The 21,268-nt window shown below is 58.2% G+C and carries 21 protein-coding genes; 9 read left to right on the top strand and 12 right to left on the bottom strand.

Going from position 1 to position 21,268, the window contains the following annotated elements; translation table 11 throughout:
- Nucleotides 1-36 precede the first annotated feature (36 nt).
- The 4 genes from N8H22_RS08990 to N8H22_RS08975 form a co-directional block, all read right to left on the bottom strand.
- Entirely contained in the window at nt 37-612 is a 576-nt protein-coding gene (locus N8H22_RS08990; protein ID WP_021207961.1) for an aromatic-ring-hydroxylating dioxygenase subunit beta, read from the bottom strand.
- Between the two features lie 46 nt (nt 613-658).
- The gene (locus tag N8H22_RS08985; RefSeq protein WP_031310967.1) at nt 659-2,065 is read right to left on the bottom strand and encodes an aromatic ring-hydroxylating dioxygenase subunit alpha; all 1,407 of its coding nucleotides are present in this window, start codon (nt 2,063-2,065) and stop codon (nt 659-661) included.
- 182 nt (nt 2,066-2,247) lie between these two features.
- Entirely contained in the window at nt 2,248-3,246 is a 999-nt protein-coding gene (locus N8H22_RS08980; protein WP_102847584.1) for a fumarylacetoacetate hydrolase family protein, read from the bottom strand.
- Entirely contained in the window at nt 3,243-3,944 is a 702-nt protein-coding gene (locus tag N8H22_RS08975; RefSeq protein ID WP_264590187.1) for an SDR family NAD(P)-dependent oxidoreductase, read from the bottom strand. The genes N8H22_RS08980 and N8H22_RS08975 overlap by 4 nt, the downstream gene beginning before the upstream one ends.
- 132 nt (nt 3,945-4,076) lie before the next feature.
- Here N8H22_RS08975 and N8H22_RS08970 point away from each other — a divergent pair, with 132 nt between their 5' ends.
- Nucleotides 4,077-4,475: a Zn-ribbon domain-containing OB-fold protein gene (locus tag N8H22_RS08970; RefSeq protein ID WP_031310968.1), complete on the top strand. Its 399-nt coding sequence runs from the start codon at nt 4,077-4,079 to the stop codon at nt 4,473-4,475.
- Complete coding sequence (locus N8H22_RS08965; RefSeq protein ID WP_003288975.1) at nt 4,476-5,666, top strand: thiolase family protein; 1,191 nt, start codon at nt 4,476-4,478, stop codon at nt 5,664-5,666.
- Between the two features lie 3 nt (nt 5,667-5,669).
- Here the strand turns inward: N8H22_RS08965 and N8H22_RS08960 are convergent, their stop codons facing one another.
- The 7 genes from N8H22_RS08960 to N8H22_RS08930 form a co-directional block, all read right to left on the bottom strand.
- Nucleotides 5,670-6,464: an IclR family transcriptional regulator C-terminal domain-containing protein gene (locus N8H22_RS08960; RefSeq protein ID WP_264590186.1), complete on the bottom strand. Its 795-nt coding sequence runs from the start codon at nt 6,462-6,464 to the stop codon at nt 5,670-5,672.
- Nucleotides 6,465-6,554: 90 nt separating this feature from the next.
- Nucleotides 6,555-8,141 carry an MFS transporter gene (locus tag N8H22_RS08955; RefSeq protein WP_264590185.1) on the bottom strand — a complete coding sequence of 529 codons (1,587 nt, stop codon included), beginning with the start codon at nt 8,139-8,141 and terminating at the stop codon, nt 6,555-6,557.
- 40 nt (nt 8,142-8,181) lie between these two features.
- Complete coding sequence (locus tag N8H22_RS08950) at nt 8,182-9,078, bottom strand: fumarylacetoacetate hydrolase family protein (protein WP_042928775.1); 897 nt, start codon at nt 9,076-9,078, stop codon at nt 8,182-8,184.
- Between the two features lies 1 nt (nt 9,079).
- Entirely contained in the window at nt 9,080-10,021 is a 942-nt protein-coding gene (locus tag N8H22_RS08945; protein ID WP_264590184.1) for a VOC family protein, read from the bottom strand.
- Nucleotides 10,022-10,082: 61 nt separating this feature from the next.
- A complete protein-coding gene (locus tag N8H22_RS08940) occupies nt 10,083-10,841 on the bottom strand; it encodes an SDR family NAD(P)-dependent oxidoreductase (protein ID WP_031310970.1) in 759 nt (252 codons plus the stop codon).
- A gap of 67 nt (nt 10,842-10,908) precedes the next feature.
- The gene (locus tag N8H22_RS08935; RefSeq protein ID WP_021207972.1) at nt 10,909-11,127 is read right to left on the bottom strand and encodes a ferredoxin; all 219 of its coding nucleotides are present in this window, start codon (nt 11,125-11,127) and stop codon (nt 10,909-10,911) included.
- A 65-nt stretch (nt 11,128-11,192) separates the two neighbouring features.
- On the bottom strand, nt 11,193-12,866 hold the full coding sequence (locus N8H22_RS08930; RefSeq protein WP_021207973.1) for a methyl-accepting chemotaxis protein: 1,674 nt from the start codon (nt 12,864-12,866) through the stop codon (nt 11,193-11,195).
- 156 nt (nt 12,867-13,022) lie between these two features.
- On the opposite strand from N8H22_RS08930, the gene N8H22_RS08925 reads away from it, so the two are divergent.
- From N8H22_RS08925 to N8H22_RS08905, 5 genes are all read left to right on the top strand, one after another.
- Nucleotides 13,023-14,291 (top strand): MFS transporter, encoded by a 1,269-nt coding sequence (locus N8H22_RS08925; RefSeq protein ID WP_021207974.1) that lies wholly within the window; start codon nt 13,023-13,025, stop codon nt 14,289-14,291.
- 24 nt (nt 14,292-14,315) lie between these two features.
- Complete coding sequence (locus tag N8H22_RS08920) at nt 14,316-14,636, top strand: 2Fe-2S iron-sulfur cluster-binding protein (protein ID WP_021207975.1); 321 nt, start codon at nt 14,316-14,318, stop codon at nt 14,634-14,636.
- Nucleotides 14,637-14,669: 33 nt separating this feature from the next.
- The gene (locus tag N8H22_RS08915) at nt 14,670-15,905 is read left to right on the top strand and encodes an FAD-dependent oxidoreductase (RefSeq protein WP_021207976.1); all 1,236 of its coding nucleotides are present in this window, start codon (nt 14,670-14,672) and stop codon (nt 15,903-15,905) included.
- 46 nt (nt 15,906-15,951) lie between these two features.
- Nucleotides 15,952-16,788, top strand: coding sequence for an oxidoreductase (locus N8H22_RS08910; RefSeq protein ID WP_021207977.1), 837 nt, complete (start codon nt 15,952-15,954; stop codon nt 16,786-16,788).
- Between the two features lie 103 nt (nt 16,789-16,891).
- The gene (locus N8H22_RS08905; RefSeq protein WP_021207978.1) at nt 16,892-18,088 is read left to right on the top strand and encodes an MFS transporter; all 1,197 of its coding nucleotides are present in this window, start codon (nt 16,892-16,894) and stop codon (nt 18,086-18,088) included.
- Nucleotides 18,089-18,099: 11 nt separating this feature from the next.
- Here N8H22_RS08905 and N8H22_RS08900 read toward each other — a convergent pair whose 3' ends face one another.
- Nucleotides 18,100-18,858 (bottom strand): glucose 1-dehydrogenase, encoded by a 759-nt coding sequence (locus tag N8H22_RS08900; protein WP_021207979.1) that lies wholly within the window; start codon nt 18,856-18,858, stop codon nt 18,100-18,102.
- A 358-nt stretch (nt 18,859-19,216) separates the two neighbouring features.
- Between N8H22_RS08900 and N8H22_RS08895 the strand changes: the two genes are divergently transcribed.
- A complete protein-coding gene (locus tag N8H22_RS08895) occupies nt 19,217-20,614 on the top strand; it encodes an aromatic ring-hydroxylating dioxygenase subunit alpha (RefSeq protein WP_264590183.1) in 1,398 nt (465 codons plus the stop codon).
- A 70-nt stretch (nt 20,615-20,684) separates the two neighbouring features.
- A complete protein-coding gene (locus N8H22_RS08890) occupies nt 20,685-21,260 on the top strand; it encodes a 3-phenylpropionate/cinnamic acid dioxygenase subunit beta (protein WP_021207981.1) in 576 nt (191 codons plus the stop codon).
- Nucleotides 21,261-21,268: the final 8 nt, after the last annotated feature.

Below are 21,268 nucleotides of genomic sequence, written 5' to 3'. Positions count from 1 at the left end.
AAAGGCCCGCATCCCGAAAGGCATGCGGGCTCACCATTAGAGGAATACAGCGAGGTTCGGAGTGCCCAGAACAGCCTGGTCGATAATGACTTCGCGACGCGCCAGCTTGAAGCCATCTTCATGCATACGCAGCACGTCGCGACGCTCGCCACTGACGATGTCGACATGGTGGTCCTTGAACCGGCTGCGCGTCAACAGCAGATAACTGGTTACCACATACTCATCAGGGGTTGCGGTTTCTTCGACGAAGACATTCGTCACCAGCCGCCGTGTACGCGATGGCGGGTCTTCCGCCCAGGCGCTCTTGCCGGAGAGACGCAGCACTCGCCCCATGATCGACCGATAGTCGTCGTGGTAATGCTGAACAGAACGCACTATGCTCGCCGACAGCTCGGACTGGGTGCGGGTATGCCGCAGCGGTACGGTATAGATTAGATCGGTATCAAGCCGTGCTGCCCACTCCTGCAAACGAATTTGATCCAGTAGCGTTGCTTCCTCATAGAGGAATGTCACGACTTGATTGTAAATATCCGCCCCGACCGGCACACGCTTGATACCGATCGGAGAGCCCGGCTGGATCTGGTCCTCGCCGCGTTGTTGAACTTCTGCCATGGAAATCTCCATTACTTTTTATTGTCATGACCCGGCCAGCGAGCGCTTATTTTTCGTCTGAAGCGGTCATCAGCTCATGCCAGTACTGCCACCAGTGCCACTGGGTGTCGTCTTTGGTAAAGCCTTCATTGACGATGCCAGGGCCAGGCCATCCTTCCGGGGCGCCGGTTTCGAAGCAGGCTTGATACTTCAGAGTGCTCTTGCGCCCCATCGCGCCCTTCGCGGCGTGAGTCATGTGTGGCCAAGTATCGGAGTCGTCCTGCTCAACCATGCCGGATGTGCCGAATAGCTGGATAGTCTGCTTAAGCATTTTTTCACGAAGCTCTGGCGGCGCATCCTTCTCGGCGAACACCCAATTGACAAACTCAAGCTTGTCCGGCCCTTGAGGAACATAGGCATGCAGAGTCATGGAACCAACCACGCTGCCATCCGGCTGCGGGATATATACGAAACCAAATAGGATATTCGGGAACATGCCTCCCACCTGCGGCGGCATGCTTGTCAGCACCTTGAGCTGATCTTCACTGAGATTACGCGCGAGTTGCTCGACCATGTCACGGGTCATGCCAGCAGGTGGCAGCGCGTTCAGTTTTTCCTGGACCGATAAGGTGGCCGGATCTAGGCCAGTCAGGCGCTTGATCTTGCGCGCCAGATCAATGCAACGCAGTGCATGGCCGTGGGGGGAGCTAATCTCAACGCCGATCATTTCCGGACTCAGGTCAGTACCTTCCCCCTCACCTTCGCCTTTTTTAGCATAGTTGCCCACTTCACCCAGCCAGCGATGCAAGGTGAGAGTATGGAAACCATCGGCAGCGGACTGCTCGCCAGCGGTCTTCCAGTTCGCGTTCACAATGAACCGCTGCGGTGGGCCCAACACCTCCATGCCCTTGTCGCTGCGGCAGAAGAGCATGTCGTAATACCATTTGGCATCGCCCAGGAACTCATCGAAAGAGGGGCCGTCGACGTTCCAGGTTGCGAAGATCAGACCGCCATAAAGCGTTACGCGCGCCTTTTTCAGACCCAGCTCTTCCTTAGCCATCATTTTGCCATGCATACACTCGCGCTCGACCGGCGAGCCGATGAAGTCACCGTTTGGCCGGAACGCCCAACCATGGTAGATGCACTTGTGAATCTGGGTATTACCGCAATCGGCGGTGCTGATGCGCATGCCGCGGTGTGGGCAAACATTGAGCGATACGTGAATTTCGCCGTCTTTAGTTCGGGCGGCGATCACCGAATCCGAGCCCATGTCGCGCACGATGAAATCGCCAGAGTCAGGGATTTCAGATTCGTGGCCGAGCAGGACCCAGATCTTGCCGAAGATCTTTTCCATCTCCAGCTCATAGATTTCCCGGTCGCTCAGGACCCGCATCTGTACTTCGCGTGTCGCTGGGTAGATAAGATCCGAGACCTTGGTTCCGTCGGACAATACGGGGCTCGTTGTTGTTAGCATGATTGCCTCCTATTTATAGGGCATAGCCGCCGATGGCGATTAGGACAAGCCAAATATAAGACACTTTTCGATAATATGTATACTAGATGACCATGTTCTTTATGTGACATCTTGCTGCTGAAATAAACCGGCATGGTTAGCTTGAGGCGCTGAGCAAGGCGAACTAGCCAAACTGGCGTACCTCAGGCATCGTTCGTGGCGGTGCCGACACGTGTTCGCAGCACGCCGATACCCTGCACTTCCAGCTCCACCAGGTCTCCTGGTTTGAGATACCGCAACTGCTCCAGCCCGCAACCATTGCCCACGGTACCGGAACCGAGAAACTCACCGGGGTACAGGGTTTCCGCACGCGAAACATGAGCGATGACATCTTCGAACTGCCAGCGCATGTCTCGGGTGTTGCCCCGCCCCCACTCCTCCCCATTCACCCGCGCCACCATTTCCAGGTCATAGGGATCGCCCAACTCATCGGTGGTGACCAGGCAGGGGCCCATGATGTTGGCCGTATCAAAATCCTTGCTCTTGGCGGGACCGAGCATCCCGGACATCTCTTTCGCCTGGGCGTCGCGCGCGCTCATGTCGTTGAAAATGGTGTAACCAACGATATGCGAGCGGGCCGCATCACGGCTAATATCCTTGCCACGCTTTCCGATGTAGCAGCCAAATTCCAGTTCGAAGTCCAGTGCCTTGCTAAAGCTCGGCCACTGGAACTCATCGTCGATACCGACTACCGCAAAGCGATTGCATTTGTAATAGATCGGCTGTCGGTTGAACGTCTCGATTACCCGGTCATCGGCACCCGTATTCATCGCTTTCAGCGTTGCTTCCGGATCCGGCGTACGTAGAGCACGCGCGCGTCTGGCAGCGGCGAAACTCTGTTTCAGGTGCAGTTCGAAGCATGAACAGTCACGCATCTGCGGCGGTGGCTGGATCGGCGCACGCAGCTTGACGGTGGCGCGTTCAATGACAGCCGCGGAAGGCGCCTTGGCTACCAGCGTCCGAGCCTGTTCGAGCACCTGCTCGCCACCTTCAATCAACGCCAGAACGCTCGCGAATTCAGGGCTCTCGCGACCTTGCAAGCTGCGATAGGCAATCTGCAGGTCGACAATCAGTCCATCGTTTTCGATCAATGCCCCGGCGCGCTCGAAGCCAGCACCATCGATATAGGTTACGAGTCTCATACGCGACCACACACAGGCAGACAGGCGCCGGTTACGGGGGCTGCGTCATTCGACAGGAGAAACGCGATTACCGACGCCAGAGCCGCTGGCGATACCCAGCGGCTCGGATCGGCATCCGGCATGTCGGCGCGATTGGTCGGCGTATCGATGATGCTTGGCAGCACGGCATTGACAGTGACGCCCCGATCCTTGACCTCCTCTGCCAGCGCCTCGGTCAGACGAACCACGCCAGCCTTGGACGCAGCGTAAGCACCCATACCCATGCCAGCCTTGAGTGCGGCCAATGCGCCGACATTTACGATCCGCCCCGATCCAGTCGCGGCGAGATGGGGCAGTGCCGCCTGGGAGGCTACCACCGCCGTGCGCACGTTCATTTGATACATGCGATCCCAGGTATCGAGGCTTCCGGATTCAAGCGTTTCCCAAGCGAAACCGCCGGCTACGTTGACCAATCCATCGATGCGCCCGAAGTGCTCGACTACCCTGTTAAATGCCTCCGCTGCCGCGTCGACGGACGTCAGGTCAACGCCGCCGATGGCATGCAATTTTGCAGCTTCAGCTAATGAGCCGGACAGCTCGGCGCGATCGAGTAGCGCTACTCGGGCACCTCGGGCCAGAAGCAGATCGCCAAGGGTTCTACCAAGCACGCCGAAGCCGCCCGTGACGACAATGGTCTTGTCTTGCAAAGACTGGGACATACTGAAAGCCTCTTGTTTTTTTCTACGACGCACCGCTCGGGGCAGTGCCAACTCAAAACGAAATATGACACTTTTCGATTTTATGTACAAATGATAACGTAACTGGAAGATGCGCACCTGGATGGAATGTCGATGCCTAGAAAACTACCCGCGCTGAACGCCGATACCCTCGCCTTCTGGCAGGGCGGCAAGCGAGGTGAACTGCTGATTCACCATTGCGAAGCATGTTCTCGGTTCTTTCATCCTCCCGGTCCCATATGTCCTCGCTGTGCCAGCTTCGAGGTCGGCCCACGCTCAGTCTCCGGTAAAGGTACGGTGGTGAGCTACACGCTTAACTACCAGCCATGGACCGCCGAACTCGACGTGCCGTACGTCGTAGCGATCATTGAATTGATCGAGCAGTCGGGTCTGCGCTTTGTCAGTAACGTTATCGGCATGGATCCGCAACAGGTGCATATCGACATGCCGGTCCGAGTCAGCTTCCTGAACGTCGAGGACGTCTGGCTGCCCATGTTCGAAAGGGATCAGTGAATGTTCGATCGTCGATACGATAAACAAGTAGCCATCACCGGCATCGGACAGTCCGAAATCGGGCGGCCATCTTCGCTGTCAGCAATGCGTCTGACGCTTGACGCCTGCCTGGAAGCCATTACCGACGCAGGCCTAGAGCGTAGCGACATAGACGGAGTCGCGTGCTGGCCGGGGGACAACAATAACGGCGACCCCTTTTCTCCCGTTGGCCCCAGCGCGCTCAAAAGCGCACTGGGCCTGAACGTAAACTGGTTCGGTGCCGGCTATGAAGGCCCCGGCCCGCTTGCTGGCTTAATCAACGCAGCCATGGCCATCGAAGCAGGCCTGTGCAAACATGTGCTGGTATTTCGCACCATCACCGAAGCATCCGCCCGCATGTCGAACAAGCAGGCTGGCGCGCTCACCAACAAGACTCAGGGCCGCGACAGCAGCTTCGCATGGCAATGGTTCACGCCGTTCAACGTAATGTCCGGCATCAATCTAATGGCGCTCTATGCGCAGCGCCATTTTCATGAGTACGGCACACGACCCGAACAGCTGGCTCAGATAGCCCTGACCTGTCGCCGAAATGCGATGCGCAATCCCAAAGCGCTTTATCGAACGCCGATGACCATGGACGACTACATGGCATCGCGGATGATCTCGACTCCACTGCGTATGTTCGATTGCGACGTACATTGCGATGCATCCACCGCAATCGTACTGTCGCGGCGAGATACCGCGCGCGACACACGCAATACGCCGATTCGTATCGAATCCATTGGCGCGGCCTTGAATCAGCCTTGGTCGTGGGATCAGATCTCACTCACCCAGATGGCGGCTTTCGACGTAGGTCGGATGATGTGGGACCGCACCGACTATTGCCCCCAGGATGTCGACTCCGCGCAGCTATACGACGGCTTTTCCATCCTCACCATGATCTGGCTGGAAGCCCTGGGGCTCTGCCCGACCGGCGAAAGTGGCGCTTTCGTCGAGGGCGGTCAGCGTATCGCGCTGGACGGCGAGCTACCTATCAATACTAATGGCGGCCAGCTTTCCGGCGGTCGCACCCACGGCCTGGGCTATGTGCATGAGGCCTGCCTGCAGCTATGGGGGCGAGCCGAGGGGCGGCAGACTAGGGAGAACCGAGTCTGCGCAGTGGCGGCTGGAGGTGGGCCATTGGGCGGAAGCCTTTTGCTGGTTCGGGAGTAGCTACTAGAAGAGAACGCGGGTCAGTTCGATACAGAATTCGACGAGGGCATCGCCCAACTCGGCAATTCCCTCCTCATCACGCTGACCGCGGAACATCACTGCCGAAACCGTAAAGTCAATGCTGCCGCCGGGGGAAAAAACAGGCGCGGCAACAGCAAGAATGCCCACGGAAAAATGACCATCGTCTGTTGCCCAGCCTCGTTTCTGAGCCTCGCGTACCTCTTCCCGGTACGTATCGAAAGGCAACGGTCGAGCCCAGCGGATGCTGTCGTAGGTCGCGCGTATTTCCGGGCTGTCAAGATCGATCTGCGTAGCGAACAATCTGCCGCTGGCACCCATCAGCATCGGCAGACGTTGCCCTTCGGCCATATCGATTCGAACGTCCGTGGGGCTCGCCGCGGAACTGACGATCACAATGCGGTCCGCACCCAGGCGCCGCCACAACGTGACCGTGATGCTCTGCCTCGCAGCCAGGCTTTGTAACAGCGGCTTCGCCAGCTGCACCCGCTGCCCCTGGGTGACCAGCTGCTCAACGAGACGCGCCAGCCCTATCCCCGCCGAATAGCGCTTTGACATGAGATTGAAATCCACCACGTCTTCAGCGACCAATGTGCGCAGGATGTTAAAGCATGTGCTTGGATTGATAGAAAGATGGCGTGCGATATCAACGGAGCGCTCAGGCGTACCGACTTGGCTCAGATGTCGCAAGATACGAATCGCATTAGACACCGGTTTGACAAGGACGGCACCGTTGGCCTTCTGCTGTTCACCTAGGTCTAAAATTTCATTGCTATTCATCAGATCCCTAACTCATGCTCGATTTAGATCTGTATTCTATACTGAGAATAAAACGCCGCAACTAACTCAGCATACGGATGCCAAGCGGTATTACTGATCGTTTACCGACGGGGCTTGGTAGATGTAGCGGCGCGTTGCCAAAGTGTCACATCGGAATCGCTGCAAGCTATTTTCTCTAGACTCGTCACCTTTGGTGACTCTAGCCTGCTGGCGCAGATATTCGAGCCAGGACTCGACGATAAAACGCTCAACGTAAAGGTTTTTTTCACTCAGATCGCGGTAAAGCCGCCAGTTCTGTGCCCCGTTTCGCCGTCTGGATTGGCCGACCTCATAGGCCGTGCGCACGAAAATGCCATGTTCGGCATCATTGACTCGGTAGCTGATTTCCACAGACACCGGACCATCGGAGTGAGAAACATCGCGTGCCAGCACCAGCTTGTCGGTCTGCTGTGCTTCAGCGAAATCAGCTTCGTTACCCAACTCGATTGGGCCATTACGGGTGATGAGAAGCCCCAACAGAATAGTCGCGGCAGAAATGATGAGCGCGTTATTGAGTCCTATATATTCTGCCAACGCCCCCCACAAAACCCCGCCCAGCGCCATGGCTCCCATAAGCATTAGCAGGTACACCGAAGCGACCCGGGCGCGCACCCAGTTCGCCGCGTAGGTTTGCACGACCGTGGAGATGGTCGCATTCACGGCCATCCAGCCCATTCCAGCGAAGATCAGCATCGCCCACACGACGTAACGGTTATGCGTTAGGGCAGCAGCAAGTGTTGCAGCTGCAAAAGCGATCGCGCCTGAGGCAATGAGCGTGCGCAACGTAAATCGGCGATACAGCTTCGTTAGATTGAGAGCAGCTACCACTGCTCCTCCGCCCATGAATGCCATGAGCAAGCCATAGCCGCCAGCGTCCATGTCGAGCTCTTCCTTGGCTACCAGAGGCATCAGCGCCCAAAGTGCGCTGGCGCAACTGGTAAAAACGAACACCTGTTTCAAAGCATTGAACAAGACTGACGAGTGCCGGATATAGCGCAAACCGCTGCGCATGCCGCCGCTAAACGTTTCCGGTGGCAGGTCATGCGCCTGCCGGCTGGATTTCAAGGTGAGAATAAACAGGATCACGGCCGTCATGCACAGTGCAATCACCAGAAACACCGATGCCGCGTTCCAGTATGCGATCAGCACGCCGGCAATCGCCGGCCCCAATGCCCTAGCGGCATTGGTCGCGATGCCATTCAGCGATACTGCGGCCGGAACCTCACTTCGCGGCAACACATCAACGATGGTCACCATCCACGCGGACATTCCCAACGCGCTGCCAGTACCCAGAACAAATGTCAGCAAAAGCAGCGTCCAGGCACCCAGTAGGCCACTGTAGGCAAGCAGACATAGCACTGCGGCCGCGCCGAGCATCGTCGCCTGCGTTACGATCAGCCAGCGGCGGCGATCCACCAGATCGGCGATCACTCCACCTGGCAGGCCGAATAAAAAGACCGGTAGCGTCATCGCTGTCTGTACCAGCGAGACCATCAGCGGTGACGACGACAGCGTCGTCATGATCCAGGCCGCACCTACCGTTTGCATCCAGATGGCCAGGTTTACGACAGCAGCAGCAAACCAGAGGCCTCGGAATACTCGGTGACGGAACGGAACCCAGGGTGATCCCTCTTTCATTGCTGCTCCTTCACACAAGGCCGCGAACGATGGGCGCCAGTTAGCCTATAACGTCATCACCCGCAGGCAGCCCAAGCCGGCCCACCTTGCGTGCAGCATGCAGCTCGCGCCGCTCACCGACGCGGTTGCACAGCTGCCCAACGCCCTCAATTCGGGCATCGATCGCATCGCCGGGTTTGAGGAAGTTGCCCGTTTCTAGCGCCACGCCATGCGTCGAGCCAGTAAAAACCAGATCCCCTGGGCGAAGCGCTATCCGTGCATCGAGGTAGTTCAGTAGCTCGTCCACCGGGAAAATCATGTTTCCAGTGTTGTCCCGCTGACGCAGTTCACCATTGACGCTTAGTTGCAAATTCAGTGCTGGCTGACCGGGACCACCGAGTTCATCGAGCGTAACGATCCAGGGACCTATTGGCGTGGTGCGATCCATCGCCTTTTGTGTAAGAAGGTCGAGACGGCCGATCAGCCGGCCTGCATCCCGCGCACTGATGTCATTGCCAACCGTATAGCCGAGCAAGCACGAGCTCGCCTGCGGCTCGTCCAATAAAGGACGCGCGACCACAGCGACCAGCTCAACCTCGTAGTCGAGCTCATCCGTCACGGCAGGAAACTGAATATCATCTCCCGCACCAACCAGAGCCGATTCCGGAATCGAATACGCCAAGGTATGTGCCGGTGTTTTACTACCTAGCCGCTCGAGATGGGTTAGATAGTTGAGACCAACGCCGAAAATGCGCCCGCCAGGGTGAAGTGGCGGTAACAGGCGGCACGCCGATAGCGGAATCCACTCAGGGTCGAGGTCCAGCGCCGCTTCCCCTTGATCACCAACCGTTTTTACCCATTCACTGAAAGACGCACGAATGGCCCGCAGGCGTACGCTGTCGGCGTCCAGCAAGGCCCAAAAGGCCTCACCGGCAACCTCCACACGCGCAATGCGCATCTCAGCGCTTGCTGGCCAAATAGTCCGGATCGAGCACCTCTTCAGGCGTTTTTACGCTCGGGCCGAGGATCGGGCCAACCATTTCATGCCCCCACACGCTCAACACTTCTGGATTGAGCTCGAACGGATCGCCCTGCCACGGCTCGATCTCGGCGATAGTCTCGATGGCGAAGCCCGAAGGCGTGAAATGGTAGAAGGACACGTGCGGGTCCTGCGCATGCTGACCGAGCGTCATCATCATTGGCAGCTCACGTTTACGTACGATGTCGTAGGTCTCTCCAACGTCGCGGATGCTGTTGACAACGATACCGACGTGCTGCACACCCATACGCCCCGGCCCAAAACCATATGCGATGTCATGGCTGGTGTGATGGTTCAGTTTGGAACGGAAAAAGCCAGTGCGGCCCTTGCCTGCGCCGGCGCCATACCAGCTGAAGCCCATCACATTGATCAGGAAATTCTCGAGTTCGGGGCCGTATTCCGGCGTGATCACCACGACGTGGCCAGCACCACGCTCATTGGCAACGAAGCCGCCATGGCAACGCCCTGGCATAAAGGAGCGTGGCGTCCATTTTTGTGCGTAAAATAGTTCATGCTGATAGCCGACCGGATCGCGAAAACGGATCAGCTCGCGCACGCCGCGCTTCTCGCAAAGCTCCGCGTCGCCGCGGGTGAACTCGACGCCGGCAGCGGTGAACTTCTTCAATGCATCCTCAAAGGCCATCCGCCCTATCGCTTCCCAGCCTATATAGGCGAGACGGTCGACCTTACCGGGGTGGAAGGCAAAACGATGGCGACGATCGTCGATCTTGAAATAAAGCGAATCGGGGTCGCTCTCGGGACTGCGGCCGATTCCGAAGCCCATGACGTTTGGACCATAGTCACGCCACTCATCGAGTTTAGTGGTTTCGAAGCCCATGTAACCGATGCCGATTATATCCACGAGAATTCACCTCTTTGTTGTTCTAGGTTCACGGGCGCCACCGGTGCCCGCACGGGCGCTGCTAGATTGCAAGCAGACCGCCGTCTATGACGAAATCCGACCCGGTAATGAACGAGGCCTCACTAGAAGCCACAAACAGTGCCATGGCGACCACCTCTTCAGGCTCACCGGGACGATCCATTAGTACGCCATCTAGCAACGCTGCACGCGCTTCCGGATTTTCCAGAAATGCTCGGGTACCAGGCGTCGCAACGAATCCGGGGCTGAGGCTGACAGCTCGTATGCCAACCGGCGCACCTTCCACCGCGAGCTGGCGGGTAAAGGACACCACCGCACCCTTCGCAGCCGAATGCGCCGATATACCGGCGACCTTGGAGCCGCCCCAAGCTGCAGTGGATGAAATATTGATAATCACGCCACGCTGCTCGGCAAGATGATGCCAAGCGTATTTGGTGGTGTAGAACAGCAGGTCCAACTCGTTCCGGATGGTGTAGTGCCAGTCATCGATCGACATCTCGTTAACCGCACCAAAACGCGCGGCCGAAGCGTTGTTATATAGGATGTCGATGCGACCGTGCTCGGCCACGGCGGCGTCGATCCAGGCCTTGGCCTGTTCGTGGTCGCCAAGATCCAGCGGAGCCATGCCATATAAGCGGAAACCCTGCTCCTGCATCAGCGCAGCGGTTTCCTCATGCGCCGGCCCATTGAAGTCGCAGCCGACCACAATGGCGCCTTCTTGAGCGAAACGCAGTGCGGCTGCCCTGCCCTGCCCACCACCAGTACCGGTGATCAGCGCAACCTTGTTCTGTAAGCGACCCACCATTGCTGTCCTCCCGATACCCCGTTCTGCCTAGTCCTAACTACCAGCGCCTAGGCCGATTCGTAGTTCATTTGATTTCTTCGAGCCAAATCGCTTCGGCGGGGCAAGCGGCCGCACCCTCGCGGGCTTCTTCTTCGAGCTCTACGGGAACAAGATCACTATCGAGATACACAAGACCATCTGCATCGAGCTTGTAGATGCTCGGGCAGACTGACGCGCACAGACCATATCCACAGCAGCGGCTACGGTCAGCAACCACTTTGAATTGTACTTTTTCTGAACTCATTTCTTGTCTCCTTATCAGGTCCAGCTACCACCGATAATGAACACTTATCGATTTTTTGTACATTATTATTTTGAACATTCCATCGCTTCAGATTCGAAGCTGAAACGGCCCACCGCAAGGTTGAGTTCCTGTGAAAGCTCGCGAAGCCCCGCAACAGCGCTTGCAACACTGTGAGTGATCGCATCCCCCTCGCCAGCCATACGCGCTATGCGCTCAACATTCGAGGCTATATCACGCCCACCTTCACTTTGAGTCTCGACTGCCCTTGCGATCTCATCCACGCCGCGTGTCGAATCCCCTACCAGCGCGGCTGCCTGTTGCAGCGTCCTCTCAAGTTCCACGAGGAGCTTACTGCTGTCGTCCAGCGCGACCGTACCAGCTTGCAGCGCTTGGTCGACCACTCCCGACTGATCATCCAACCTCAAGGTGAGGTCATTGATTGAATTCGCTGCCAGAGCAGAGCGTTGCGCCAGATTCCTTACCTCGTCGGCGACCACGCTGAAGCCTCGCCCGCTCTCGCCTGCACGTGCCGCCTCTATCGCCGCGTTCAATGCAAGAAGATTGGTCTGAGCCGACAATTCCTTTACCTGCGTGATGCTCGCTGTGATTGCCGATGTGCTCTCTACGAAATCACCCACCGACACGCGGATGGCGGCGAAGGCCTGGCGCACGCTTTCTATTTCTCGAAGCAGTCGCGTCAGTGTCGAGTGCCCCGCCTCAGCCCCCTTCAGGCTGGCATCGGCGGAACTGCGCAGTTCTTGGGCATGGGACGATATCGAGGCGATGCCAGCGCTCATTTGCTCGACCGTAGCGGATACCTCCGTCACTGCAGAGGATTGACTGGCCGAACTCTGCGCGACCTGCGTCGATGTCACAACCAGCTCCTCCGCCGAAGCCCCCACTGCTGCCGCCACGCCCGCCACGCGCCGCACCGCCTGCTGAAAGCTCTCGATCAGCTCGTTGAACGCTTGGCCTGTATGGGCGATTTCGTCACGACCGATGATTCGTACACGCTGAGTCAGATCGCCATCGCGCAGCTTGATCGACGCGCGCTCGATTACACGGATGGATCGGACAATCTGGCCCCGCAACATGACGCTCGCCAGCAAGGACACCGCCATTGCAGCTAACAGCACGCCGGCGAGCACTTCCACTACGGTTTTCACCCGGTCGCTGGCGCCGGCAAACGCAGCGGAGGTGAGCTCTTCCTGCAGCGTTAGCAAGCGGCTGAACTGCCCGGAAAGACTGTTGAAATCCGAACGTACAATGCCAAGAAGCGATACCGCTTGCGGTGGGTAGCTCAGGGCTGCCTGTTTCATGTCCGCCAAACCGTGCGCATAAATTTCCGCTTGTTCCCGCACGGTCTGGTAAGCAGTCTGCTCATCCTCGACAAGCCGTGTTTCTTTCGCCGCCGTGTCAAGCAGGCTTAGCATCTCAGCGGAACTCAAATCCATCTCTTCCAGATAGAACTCCAGCTCCTCACTTGAAGCCTGCCCATTGGACTCGAGAATTCGGACCACCATGGCGTACGCGTTGATCATCGCCGTCTGGGAAGCCGCGGACGTTTCAAGAACCCGCTTGTATTGTTGAAATCGCAACTGGTCTATTTCATCTATCACGGCCTGCTGCTTTTCAAGCCCCTGGTAGGCGACGCCCGAAAGGAAGACCAGCGAGACGATGAAAAACAGCGGAAGCAAGAGGAGCTTTGCTCCAATGGTGAAGCTGCCTAGGGTTGGCATGATTGTTCTCATCTTGTTGTTATAAGTTTGAGCCTCTATGGCTAGACAAGCTGCCACAGTCGCTTTATTCTCAATACAGTATTTGATTTCATATTAAGAATTCAACAGTACACCGCGTTTCACTTGGCTCAACAAAATCTATAAGGAAGCCAAACCATGCCCCCTTCGAAGAGCGAAGTGGCGATCGATACCCTCGAATTTCGCCAGAGCTGGAAAATCCTGATTCTCGCCGTGGCGGGCGTCGCGATCAGTATCAACGCGGCACTTCTCTACGGCTTCGGTACCCTCGTCGTACCGCTGGGCGACGCCTTTGGCTGGAGCAAGAGTGAGCTTCAAGCAAGCATCACTTTTCTGTTCGGTGGCGCGGTCATTTCGCTGCAGCTTGTCGGCTGGTTCAACCTTCGCTACGGCATGAAGCGGGTCACCGTCGTTTCCCTGCTACTGCTCTCTCTCGGTTACCTAGCAACCACGTTGTTGACTGGATCTATCTGGTCGCTGTATTTCGCCTTCGCCGTACTACCCATTCTTGGCATGGGTGCGCTGGCAGTCACCTGGACCCAATTGCTCAGCCTTTGGTACGACCGCAACCGTGGGCTGGCTCTGGCGATCGGGTTGTCCGGCACAGGCATCACGGCCGCAACCATTCCCCCATTGATGGCCTGGGGGATCGGCCAATGGGACTGGCGCGCCGCGTTCGTAATTCTGGCTTTGCTGAATCTGCTGGTACTGCTTCCGCTTATCCTACTTTGGTTTAAGGTTCCAGGCGCTGCCGGGGCCCAGTCAGACAAAAGGGAGGCCGATCTACAGAAACTGCCCGGCATGTCCTTCCGCAAAGGTATGACCTCGCGAAAGTTTTGGACCTGCAACCTCGCGCTCGGGCTGGTAATTTCCTCGATCGTGGGAATGGTCACCAGCACGGTACCGATGCTGCAGTCCAGAGGCTTGTCGGCAAGCGATGCGAATTTGATCTTCAGCGGCTTTGGCTTTTCGCTTATTTTCGGCCGCATGTTGATCGGCTATTTACTCGACCGTGTGTGGCCGCCCGGAATATCGGCCATTAGCCTGGCGCTTCCAGCCATCGGATGTGCGATCTATCTCAGCGGAACGGGGGAGTTTTCTTCACTGCTGCTGGCCGCGGTGCTCGTCGGCTTTGGCGCCGGGGCGGAGTTCGATATAGCCGCATTTCTGATCGCACGCTATTTCGGTCTGCGCGAATACGGCCGGCTGTTCGGCGTGCATCAAGGCTTGAACACCGTGGCCTCTGCTCTCGCCCCGTTGCTGTTCGCGTACATGCTGAGCACCACCGGAAATTACAACGCCATGCTGCTCTACTCAGCCGCCTGTTGCCTCGTTGGCCCGCTGTTGCTGCTTACATTGGGGCGAACACCGCGCTTTGCCGCGTTGCCCATGCTGACCCATCCCTGACCCACAATAAAAACGGAGCAGACCATGCCTACCTTGATCTTTATCGAACACAACGGCACGCAACATCAGGTTAGCGGTGCCATCGGTCAGTCGGTGATGCAGGCCGCAACCTTTGCCTCGGTTCCCGGACTTCCGGCGGACTGCGGTGGAGCCTGCGCATGCGCGACGTGTCACGCTTACGTCGAAGAAGCGTGGATGCAAAGACTTCCTGCCGCCGAAGGCATGGAGTCGGACATGCTGGACTATGCGTTCGAGCGGCGCGAGAACAGCCGGTTGACCTGTCAGCTGGTGATCAGCGAAGCCATGGACGGGTTGGTTATCCACCTGCCCGAGTCCCAATTCTAAGCGCCGAATGCTAGCGTAATTCAAGGAGGTCTTATGTCACTCGCCTCGGTAGTGATCATCGGTGCCGGCCACGCCGGCTTTCAGGTAGCTGCCTCGCTGCGTCAGGAAGGCTATGACGGAAAAATCACCCTAATCGGTGATGAGCCTGGCCTGCCCTATCAGCGGCCGCCTCTGTCCAAGGCCTACCTGCTCGGCAAGATCACCGAGACGAGTCTGCTCTTCCGTCCTGCCGAATTCTTCGACACTCAACGTATCGAGCTGTTGCATGACCAGGCCACGGCGATAGACCGTTTGAACCGCAGGGTATTGCTCGCTTCCGGCGCCGTTGCCACCTACGACCATCTGGTGCTTGCCACCGGCGCGCACAATCGTCCGCTGCCCGTTCCTGGTGCCGAACTGGAGGGTGTTTTCGGCATCAAGGCCAAGGCCGATGCTGATGTGCTGGCGCCGCTGGTAAAGGAAGCGCGAAATGTCGTCGTGGTTGGCGCCGGCTTTATCGGCCTCGAATTCGCAGCAGTCGCAGCAGCGCTTGGCACTAGCGTTCATGTGCTGGAACTGGGTGATCGCCCAATGGCCCGCGCACTGTCGCGAGAAATGTCGGAGCTATTCAGGGATGCACATGAACATTGGGGCGTCCATTTCGACTTTCGTCAGGGTCTCGCGCGCGTGGTTGGCGACAACGGGCGGGTTTGTGCCGTGGAAACTTCCGGTGGCCGTACGCTCCCGGCCGACCTCGTGGTCTTCGGCATCGGCGTGATCCCCAATGTACGATTGGCGGCGGAAGCAGGCCTACAGATCGAAAACGGCATCAAGGTCGACGCCAGCCTGCTCACCGTGGATCCACAGATTTCCGCCCTTGGCGATGCCGCTTGCTTCCCCTGTCTATATAACGATGAGCAGCCAACCCGGCTTGAGTCGGTGCAGAACGCCGTCGATCAGGGCCGCTGCATCGCGGCGCGGCTGACGGGCAAGCCCGCGCCCTACTCCGCCTTGCCGTGGTTCTGGACAGATCAGGGCAACCTCAAATTGCAGATAGCCGGGCTCTCGACCGGCTACGACAGCACCGTAGTGCTAGGCTCGGTCGAGTCGCGGGAAGTATCGGTCTTGTGTTTCCGCAATCAGCATCTGGTTGCTGTGGAGTCCTGTAATCGCATGGGCGATCACATGGCCGCACGCAAGATTCTTGCCCGCCCGCCTAGGCTCACTCCCCAGACAGCGGCTGCCGAGGGCTTCGATCTGAAAGCCTGGGAAGCGGCCAACCGCGATTGAACCTCGATGGCAAGCAGGCATTGACCACCACCTAAAGGAACATGAAATGAGCAGAACCTGGTTCATTACCGGGGCTTCTCGCGGCCTCGGCGCGGCGATTGCTCAGGCAGCGCTCGCCGCTGGCGATAGTGTAGTGGTCAGCGCCCGCCGGCTCGAACAGCTGGAGCAGTTCGTCGCGCAAGCTCCAGAACAGACGCTTGCAGTGGAGCTCGACGTTACCCGCGAAGACCAGGCAGCAGCGGCGGTTGAGGCTGCCATCACACGCTTCGGACGCATCGATGTGCTGGTCAACAACGCCGGCTATGGGCAACTCGCCCCATTCGAAGAAAATACAGCCAGCGATGCCGAGCGACAGTTCGCCACCAACGTATTCGGTGTGTTCAACCTATGCCGAGCGGCCTTGCCGATCATGCGCAAGCAGCGCAGCGGCCATATCTTCAATGTCTCGTCTGTAGCCGGCGTGGTAGCTATGGGCGGCGCCGCGCTGTACTGCGCCTCCAAATTCGCCGTGGAGGGATTTTCCGAGTCGCTGGCTCAGGAAGTCAGCCAATTCGACATCACGGTTACACTGGTTGAGCCCGGCGTGTTCCGTACGGATTTTCTCGATCCAAGCTCCGCAGCTTTCGGCGCCAATGGGCTTGGGGATTACGCAACGTTTACCGCGAAGATCAAGGCAGGCTCAGCCGCCAACAACCATCGCCAGACAGGCGATCCCGCCAAACTGGGTGAAGCGCTTGTGCAGCTGGCCAGCATCGAAAAGCCGCCGCTCCGTTACGTCGCGGGGTCCGACGCCTACCACGCGATTACCAGCAAGCTCGAAAAGGTGAAGGAAGAAATCGAGCAATGGCGTGACTTGTCCGCTTCATCTGACGGCGTTTCCTAGCCGAAACGTAGCCCGAATGCTCGAGCGTACGCACAGGTTCGCTCGGCCCCCTTCCTTCCTCTCGAGGTAAAGGCCAGCGTCGTCCATCTCAGGAGCAAGCCGCTTGGATACCGGAACTACAACCCCCACGCGGCTCAACCTGTCGATCATCTTCATTGTCTGCTTCAACTTCATGTCATACATAGCCAATGGACTGCCCCTGGCCGTGCTGCCCGGCTTCGTTCTCAACGACCTTGGATTCGGCACTGTCTTGGCAGGCATCGTAATCGGCACGCAGTACGTGTCAACCCTGCTGTCACGACCACTGGCCGGAGTGCTGGCTGATCGCTTCGGTGCGAAATGGGCTGTCATCGTCGGGCTGACCGGCCTTGCGCTTTGCGGCGTACTGACCACGGTGGCTATTGTTATGCATGCCTCGCCATGGCTCAGTGTCTCGACCCTGATTGGCGCTCGCATCATCCAGGGCATCGCTTCTGCCATGATTTCAACGCCTTGTTGTACCTGGGCCATCGGTTTACACGGCAATGCGCATACCGCACGAGTGATGTCCTGGAACGGCATTGCCGCCTATGGCGGTATCGCCGTCGGCGCGCCTTTGGGAGTACTGATCAGCGATCAATTCAATCTGGCCAGCATCGGGCTGTTCATTATTTTGCTGGGCCTGCTTGCGCTGCTCCTGGCGGCAGTTAGGCGTCCAGCCCCGCTGTTGCGCGGCGAACGGCTGCCCTTTTTCGACGTGTTCTGGTCGGTGACGCCCAACGGCTTGGCATTGGCATGCAGCTCGGCGGGCTTTGGCAGCCTCACTGCCTTCATTGCGCTGTATTTCGACAGCCTCGGCTGGGCGAACGCCGCATGGTGCCTGACCGGCTTCGGCGTCGCCTTCATTGTCACCCGGCTCGTCACGCCTAACGTGGTGGTACGTTTCGGGGGCTACGCAGTCGTGACAGTTTGCCTGCTGATACAGGGCCTCGGACTGCTGCTCGTCTGGCTGGCCCCCTCGCCCGAGGTCGCGATTCTCGGAGCCTCGCTGACTGGCATGGGAGTATCCTGGGTTTACCCCGGGCTTGCCGTAGAAACCCTGGCGCGTACGCCAGACGCCAATCGCAACTCCGCGTTAAGCGCGCTTTCGCTGTTCTTCGACCTGGCGGTCGGGTTGGCAGGCCCCTTGATGGGTTTGGCAGCGGTCAGCCTAGGCCTTGGTCACGTGTTCCTTGGCTCGGCGCTACTCTCTGCTATCGGCTTCATGCTGGTGGTATCCCTTCGCAGACGATACCAGAGCCAGCCGCTACTAGCGCGCTGAGCCACTCGACCTCACTGAATCAAAAAGCCGCCGTCGACAGCGAGTGTGTGCCCGTTGACGTAGCCGGCCGCAGGCGAACAGAGCCAGACAATTGCGCCGGCGATTTCCTCCAGCTGCCCCCAGCGCTTCATTGGGTTAGTCTGGGCAACCGCTTCATGTTTATCCCCGCTGAACAGACGTTCGGACATCTCGGTGGCAAATACGCCTGGCGCAACCGCGTTTATGCGCAGGCCTTGGGCGCCATATTCAATGGCAGCTGCGCGAGTCACGCCCAGAACGCCGTGTTTGCTGGCATGGTAAGCCGCTCCGAGAGACCCACCGTTGACGCCGCCGATCGATGAAACATTGACGATGCTCGCGCCCTGCTGCCGAAGCAGGTGGGGTATCGCGTATTTCATACAGAGCCAGGAGCCTTTGAGATTGATCCCCAATACCCGATCCCAGTCATCCTCGGAATAATCGGCTACCGGGACGAACGGCGTACCCTCAATGCCAGCGCTATTGATCAGCATATCGAGCTGCCCCCAAAGCCGCACCGTTTGCTCGACCAGCCTCTGTACTTCGGCGCCTCGGCTGACGTCGGCCTGAACGAACTCTGCTAGCCCTCCTAGCTCGCGAATGGTAGCAACAGCCTGCTCGCCCTCTCTGGTACGCCTTCCGGACACCACAACCCGAGCGCCTTCTGCGCCCAAAGCCAGCGCCGCTGCCAATCCAATCCCCGTCGTGCCGCCGGTTATCAACGCCACCTTTCCGTTGAGCCCAAGATTCATCTGCTTCGCCTTGTCGTTTTGCCTGCTTCCAATGTAGCCAACCCAATGAAATACACAAATTCGCAATCTGTCTTACTTTCAGATAAGGACGCGGAGGCCTCGAGTCAGACGCCAAGCGAGCTTCTTTTTTCTTGGATCGGACAGTTTACGTCTTCACTCATTTGCCCGCTGGCACCGGCATGCCTGGCGAATGGTTATGAAGCTGGCGAAAAAACTGCGATACGCGACTCGTATCGCGACGTGCCCATCTGTTGATCCATGTCAATTGCCTAATGGGAATCACGTGGATACTCGGCGAAACGTTGCACACTTATCCATTTTCTGTGCAGCGTGATAATAACAATGGATGGAGAGCGCAATGGTTACTAACACGAATCCGGTCCTGAGTGACGGGACTGCAGTGTCTGACCTCATCGACTTGGAAACTCATGAAGTGAAGATGCGGACACTGTCCGACCCCGAGCTTTATGCCCTGGAAATGAAAAAAATCTTCGCCAAGACCTGGGTCTTTCTCGGCCACGAAACCGAGATTCCGAACAAGGGCGACTTCATCGTCCGCGACATGGGCTCCGACTCGGTGATCGTCGCCCGCTCGAGTGACGAGCAGATTCATGTCTCCCTGAACGTCTGTCCGCACCGAGGCATGAAGATTGCCACGGTCGATGGCGGCAACGCCGCTGCTCATGTGTGCATCTACCACGGCTGGACCTTCAGGCCCAACGGTGACTTCATCGCCGCGCCGATGGAGAAAGAGTGCATGCACGGCAAAATGCGCACGAAGGCCGAACTCGGCCTGCACAAGGCCCGCGTGTCTATCTACGGTGGCTTGATCTTCGCCACCTGGAACATTGACGGACCGTCCTTCGAGGATTTCCTCGGCGATGCCAAATGGTATTTCGATACCCTCTGGTGCCGCACCACCGCCGGCATGGAAGTGCTCGGCCCACCGCAGCGCTTCATCATTCGCGCCAACTGGAAGACCGCCTGCGAGCAATCCGCCTCGGACGGTTTCCACACCCTGACGCTGCACCGCTGGCTTGGCGAGGTCGGCCCCTATGCGAAGAAACCGGATGCCGAAGGCAAGGGCGGCGACCTCAGCCCGGAAATGTACGGTGTAGAAGTCTGGACCGAGCACGGTCACACCATGCGTTGCATCGAACTGGACCGCAAGATTCAGCGCCTCACCGGACGCGACCCGTCGAGCATGAGCGCAGAGGAAAAGCTCACCCTGCTACCGCCGCCGGGCATTACGCGGGAAATGGTGCCCGAGCTGCTCAAGCGCTTCAGTCCGGAGCAACTGCACGTCATGAGCTGGCGTCCGCCGCAGGTAGGTAATTTTTTTCCCAACGGCCTGTTCGAGTTCATCTACCTGCCGCAGCCGGATGGCACTGTCCTCGGCGCCATGGCCTTGCATGCCTACATCCCCAAGGGTCCAGACAAGTTGGAATTCGTCAACTGGATCCTCGCTGAGAAGGACACCCCACCGGAAATCAAAGCGCGGATGCTCCGCCAGTCGATCCAGCTGCTCGGCACGTCCGGCATGGTGGAGCAGGATGACTCCGATACCTGGCCACATATGACCCTGGCCGCTAAGGGGGCGATGAGCGAGGACATCACCCTGAAGTATCAGGCCTTGTACGAAGACGACGCCAAGCCTGCCGACTGGCCTGGCCCCGGTTATGTCGGTGAGGGCTTCACCAAGGACGATACACAGTGGCAATGGTGGAAATACTGGCACGCGCTGATGACGGCCTGAACACCATCCATCTACACCATGCCCGGCTGCGCAGTGCGGCCGACGGCACGCACAGCCTCACGGAGCCCCCATGAACGACTTACAGACCCTACTCGCCCCCACCCCTCTGCCGCTGACCGACCGAAGCAAACGCATTGCCAGCGGCAGCCCGGTCCATAGCGAAATCGTCGACTTTCTCCACGACGAAGCGGAATTGCTAGACACCCTACAGCTGAAACAGTGGGGCGAAATATTGGCCAGCGATATCGAATACAACGCTCCGCTGCGCCTCACCCGCCCCAACCGGCAGCAACAGCAGACGGTGGTGCGCAACGTCCAGCACCTGCACGAAAGTCATGCCTCGCTGATGGTGCGGATCATGCGAATCACTGATACCCGCAGCGCTTGGGGCGAGGACCCGCCTTCGCGCACCCGGCGTCTGGTCAGCAATATCCGCGTGTTCGGAACCGAACGACCCGACGAATACAAAGTGCTGAGCTACCTGCTGGTGACTCGCAGCCGTTTCGACTTCGACGAATTCGACCTGATCCCCTGCGAACGCCATGACATCCTGCGGCGCGAGAATGGACAACTGAAACTGGCGCGGCGCGAAATCCTGCTCGATCAGGCAGTGATAGGCACCCCCAACCTTGGCATTTTTCTTTGATCGACCCG

Origin of the sequence: Stutzerimonas sp. S1 (assembly GCF_025966695.1) — a bacterium.
GTDB lineage: Bacteria > Pseudomonadota > Gammaproteobacteria > Pseudomonadales > Pseudomonadaceae > Stutzerimonas.
The sequence above is the reverse complement of the archived record's forward strand: the minus strand, read 5'-3'. Positions and strand labels throughout refer to the sequence as shown.

Excerpts from the sequence above, each read along its gene's own strand:
- N8H22_RS08930 (WP_021207973.1), bottom strand. The coding sequence starts at position 12,866 with ATGCCAACCCTAGGCAGCTTCACCATTGGAGCAAAGCTCCTCTTGCTT.
- N8H22_RS08965 (WP_003288975.1), top strand. The coding sequence starts at position 4,476 with ATGTTCGATCGTCGATACGATAAACAAGTAGCCATCACCGGCATCGGA.
- N8H22_RS08910 (WP_021207977.1), top strand. The coding sequence starts at position 15,952 with ATGAGCAGAACCTGGTTCATTACCGGGGCTTCTCGCGGCCTCGGCGCG.
- N8H22_RS08975 (WP_264590187.1), bottom strand. The coding sequence starts at position 3,944 with ATGTCCCAGTCTTTGCAAGACAAGACCATTGTCGTCACGGGCGGCTTC.
- N8H22_RS08990 (WP_021207961.1), bottom strand. The coding sequence starts at position 612 with ATGGCAGAAGTTCAACAACGCGGCGAGGACCAGATCCAGCCGGGCTCT.
- N8H22_RS08960 (WP_264590186.1), bottom strand. The coding sequence starts at position 6,464 with ATGAATAGCAATGAAATTTTAGACCTAGGTGAACAGCAGAAGGCCAAC.
- N8H22_RS08895 (WP_264590183.1), top strand. The coding sequence starts at position 19,217 with ATGGTTACTAACACGAATCCGGTCCTGAGTGACGGGACTGCAGTGTCT.
- N8H22_RS08980 (WP_102847584.1), bottom strand. The coding sequence starts at position 3,246 with ATGAGACTCGTAACCTATATCGATGGTGCTGGCTTCGAGCGCGCCGGG.
- N8H22_RS08955 (WP_264590185.1), bottom strand. The coding sequence starts at position 8,141 with ATGAAAGAGGGATCACCCTGGGTTCCGTTCCGTCACCGAGTATTCCGA.
- N8H22_RS08950 (WP_042928775.1), bottom strand. The coding sequence starts at position 9,078 with ATGCGCATTGCGCGTGTGGAGGTTGCCGGTGAGGCCTTTTGGGCCTTG.
- N8H22_RS08985 (WP_031310967.1), bottom strand. The coding sequence starts at position 2,065 with ATGCTAACAACAACGAGCCCCGTATTGTCCGACGGAACCAAGGTCTCG.
- N8H22_RS08935 (WP_021207972.1), bottom strand. The coding sequence starts at position 11,127 with ATGAGTTCAGAAAAAGTACAATTCAAAGTGGTTGCTGACCGTAGCCGC.
- N8H22_RS08925 (WP_021207974.1), top strand. The coding sequence starts at position 13,023 with ATGCCCCCTTCGAAGAGCGAAGTGGCGATCGATACCCTCGAATTTCGC.
- N8H22_RS08920 (WP_021207975.1), top strand. The coding sequence starts at position 14,316 with ATGCCTACCTTGATCTTTATCGAACACAACGGCACGCAACATCAGGTT.
- N8H22_RS08915 (WP_021207976.1), top strand. The coding sequence starts at position 14,670 with ATGTCACTCGCCTCGGTAGTGATCATCGGTGCCGGCCACGCCGGCTTT.
- N8H22_RS08900 (WP_021207979.1), bottom strand. The coding sequence starts at position 18,858 with ATGAATCTTGGGCTCAACGGAAAGGTGGCGTTGATAACCGGCGGCACG.
- N8H22_RS08970 (WP_031310968.1), top strand. The coding sequence starts at position 4,077 with ATGCCTAGAAAACTACCCGCGCTGAACGCCGATACCCTCGCCTTCTGG.
- N8H22_RS08890 (WP_021207981.1), top strand. The coding sequence starts at position 20,685 with ATGAACGACTTACAGACCCTACTCGCCCCCACCCCTCTGCCGCTGACC.